This window comes from Endozoicomonas sp. ONNA2, assembly GCF_024606365.1.
Taxonomy (GTDB): domain Bacteria; phylum Pseudomonadota; class Gammaproteobacteria; order Pseudomonadales; family Endozoicomonadaceae; genus Endozoicomonas.
Map to the genome: position 1 here is coordinate 1 of NZ_JAHHPO010000001.1, position 3,596 is coordinate 3,596.

Below are 3,596 nucleotides of genomic sequence, written 5' to 3' on the forward strand. Positions count from 1 at the left end.
ACCCTGACTACGGTTCTGCCACCGTGTATCAACAGGGTTCGCAGGTAGGTGTCACCCCGTTTGCTGATGCCCAGTAAGGTGGGCACTCCACCGGTAGATTGCTGTTTGGGTACCAAGCCAAGCCAGGCGGCAAGTTCCCGACCATTTTTAAATGCCGAGATGTCACCAATCGATGCAAACAGTGCTGTGGCACTGAGCAACCCAATGCCCGGTATGGTTAACAGAAGCCGGCAAGCTTCATTGCTGGCTGCGATGATTTCGAGCTTTTGCTCAAGCTTCTCTACCCGCTCATCCAGGTGTTTCATCTCGTCGTACAGTTCACTGAGAAGCTCACGGAATAGTACTGTTAAACCGTTTTCAGCATCCTCCAGAACCAGAGGGATCTGTTTGCGGATGAAGGATATCCCCTTTGGAATAATGATCCCGTATTCCATCAGCAAGCCTCTGATCTGATTACCCAACGCAGTCCTTCTGGCCACTGCCTGGCTACGTATTCTATGCAGGCTCTGAATATCCTGCTGTTCAATCGTTTTGGTTGGCACGAAGCGCATGCTGGGGCGCTGCATAGCTTCACAGATAGCCTCAGCATCAGCAGCGTCATTCTTGTTCGACTTTACGTAAGGTTTGACAAACTGGAGAGCTATGATGCGAACGTCATGACCCAGCTCGGTGAACTTACGACACCAGTAGTGTGATCCGCCACAAGCTTCGATGCCGATAACACATTCAGGCAGGTTAGCAATAAAGGGCAAGAGAGCCTTGCGGTTGAGTTTCTTTTTGAGAACCACATGACCTCTGGCATCAACACCATGCAACTGAAAACTCTTTTTGCTCAGGTCAATTCCCAGGAAGGCAACCTGAGCTTTCTGACTGGCTTCTGCTTTGTTATGCTTACCCATGGTTCGCTCCGCTTCTTATTCTGAATGATGTCCGAACAACTCATTCTAATTTTGGCTCATTTGAAGCCGTTTGGGGAGCGGGGCGGACCATTCCATTAGGTCTTTCCTCTTGACGCAAAAACCAGGGGAGCCGAAACTGGCTTAGGTCTTCCTTTTGAATGGATTCAAGACCTGATACCAAAGCTCTCGTTAACAAACTGGGCAGCCTGAGATTTTCTGGAGTGATGTCGAAAGGAAAATTTCCATTCAGTTGCCCAACCTGAATAATCCGGTTCTGATCAAAGCGTTAGTCGCCGCAGCCCACCGCGGGGTGAAGGTCGAGCTGTTATTGTCCAAGCGTTTCAATGAGCAGCGTGAAAGCGCTCTGGGCGCTGGTGGTACCAATGCAAAAGCGGTCAAAAAGCTGAAGTCACTCTCCAAAAACAGTTCAAACCTGGATATTCGCTGGTATGTTGCCCCCGGGGGGAATGAGCCGGTCGAGGAGAACCGATCAGGTGATGGCGCCAGTCATGCCAAGTTTGCCAGCTTTGATGACCATATGGTGGTGATTGGCTCTTCGAATCAGGACAATCAAAGCTGGTACTATGCGGATGAAACCTCACTCGCAATCGCTGGAAGGGACAATACAGTCTACGTTCGTGATCGTCTGTTTCAGCCAGCTTTTGACCGAAGTGTTGCTGCCGATTAGCTCCTCAGCCCTTTACTGGTTCTGAAAGTACATCGCCCATATCGCCATCCCAACCACCGAGCGAAGCGAGGGTCACGAAGCGAGGGTCAGGTCTTGATTCTTGACTAAAGTCAAGGAAATCGAAAAGTCAGGGCCTTTGTATTTGAACACATTCAAGATTCAATATCTGTCACTGTTTCTTTTTCACCAACACAATAAAACGGCACAGCGTTCAGCCATGAACTGGAAATATCCGGGTTAACAAAGGGATTATCTGGAATTTTTATTCAATTAACGAGTCCAACAAAAAAATCAGGCCAACGAAAAGTAATTTTTCCATGAATAATTTTCCAACTCATTCACATGCTCCAATCCTGTCACCCCGGGAGGCCCGTTCGCCTGAATCTGACAGCACCATACCGTCCAATCAAGCATGCCCTGTCAGGCTGCTCTCTGAGATAACAGTTCCACAGGTCCCGCAAGGTACTTCAGTTCTGCATCCACACGTCACCGCATCGTCAGTTACCTCAAGAAATATTTCACAAGCACTTACAGAGGGTAGCCGGGTACCGATGACAGACGCTGTCAAAGATGCCCTGAAATGTCTGAAAGATGCTGGTATAGACGCACAACAGTGGCAAGGGCTTGGGTTAGTACTGGAGGTTCCCTATGACATGATAAAAAGCATCGATACAAACCTTGCATTGAGCAATCCCGAGAGCAAGTTGTGCGAATTACTCACCTGCGCTGAAACATCAAACCTTTTGCTACCAGAAAGGTTGGTTCAGGGGGTCAGCGAACTTATGGATATGGCACTGTATGAAGAATTTAGAAATAGCACATACGCCTTTTTGAGACGCATTTTCCCGCATCAATACGTTTTCAATAGAAAACAGGAAATTGTTACCAGGGCAAAAAGCTTTTTTGACTGCGGAACTCTCTCCCCGGCGGAGCCTGATTGCTATAACAATGACAACCGGTCGTGGTACGACAGGATTTCACCCAGAGATGCTTACCTGATCGTTAATAAGCACTTGGATGAAGCAGATCGTTATTCTCTTGCCGCCAGATTAGATCTGCCTGACGCTGACCGGGATGCATTGTTGCCACTAATGGTTGGAGAATGGAATGTCTATGTCGCAGAACTGTTATGGCGGGCAGCCGAACAGCAACTGCTGACCCTGGTCAATCTGTGTGCTGTTATTTGTGAAAGTTGCGGTCACTGGGTAGTCGAGACGAAAGTTTGTCCCAAACTGGGCCTAGATTATCATCAGCTTCCAGAATACCAATCCAAAAGGAGGTTATCAGAAAATAACGGCGAGCCCGATCGGTTATTAAGTATACGGGATTTGGTTTCCGTTTTTTGTAATCAAATGCAAATCCTCCCGGAATATCTGGCACAGGTCTGTGGTTATTCCGAGCTAGTTAAACACCCCCTGTTGATGACGATGCAGAAAAAAATCAAGTTTTTTCCTGATACTCTTAAAAGAGTGATTTTGCTGGAACTGATTTACCAGCAAAACCGTGGAAATAGCAAAGGCGGTTTATCCATTACTGACGTTGTCCGCATCCTTAATAAACCGGAGGTGATGGAGTTCAGAATAGCCAACCGGTTATTGAGTAACATGACCGCCGGTGGTTCTGAACAGGCAAGCCCGGTATTTACGCCATATCAATGGTTAGAACTGGCCGACATGCTGATTCAGAATCCGGATTTTGAGGCAGAACCTCTGGCAAAAATGCTGGGTCTACCCAACCATAAAAGAAAGTCGATTGTTTCCGGGGAGCATGCAAAAGTTTTACAAAAAATGGTTTATGACATCTTCTCTGCGGCCAATAAGTTGGGAAGGCTCACTCCCGAAAATCTCCTGTACGCTTTGAATCAGACTTGTTCGGCATCATTGGTGAACAAGGTGTGCAATATGAGTACGTTTCCACAATTACAATCCATCACCGGCACACCATTACCGCCGTTCGTACCTGGCCAGCAAGATGAAATCCCCCGAAAACCAGGCTCCATACCCTTAACC

General features: G+C 47.6%; 3 protein-coding genes. 2 read left to right on the plus strand and 1 reads right to left on the minus strand.

The annotated features are described in order from the left end of the window. On the minus strand, positions 1-899 hold an 899-nt coding region (locus tag KDK14_RS00005; RefSeq protein WP_257262958.1), incomplete at its 3' end, for an IS110 family transposase. Positions 900-1,143: 244 nt separating this feature from the next. On the opposite strand from KDK14_RS00005, the gene KDK14_RS00010 reads away from it, so the two are divergent. Next, on the plus strand, positions 1,144-1,587 hold the full coding sequence (locus KDK14_RS00010; RefSeq protein ID WP_373691011.1) for a phospholipase D family protein: 444 nt from the start codon (positions 1,144-1,146) through the stop codon (positions 1,585-1,587). Between the two features lie 317 nt (positions 1,588-1,904). After that, a partial coding sequence (locus KDK14_RS00015) for a hypothetical protein (RefSeq protein WP_257262959.1) occupies positions 1,905-3,596 on the plus strand: 1,692 nt, incomplete at its 3' end.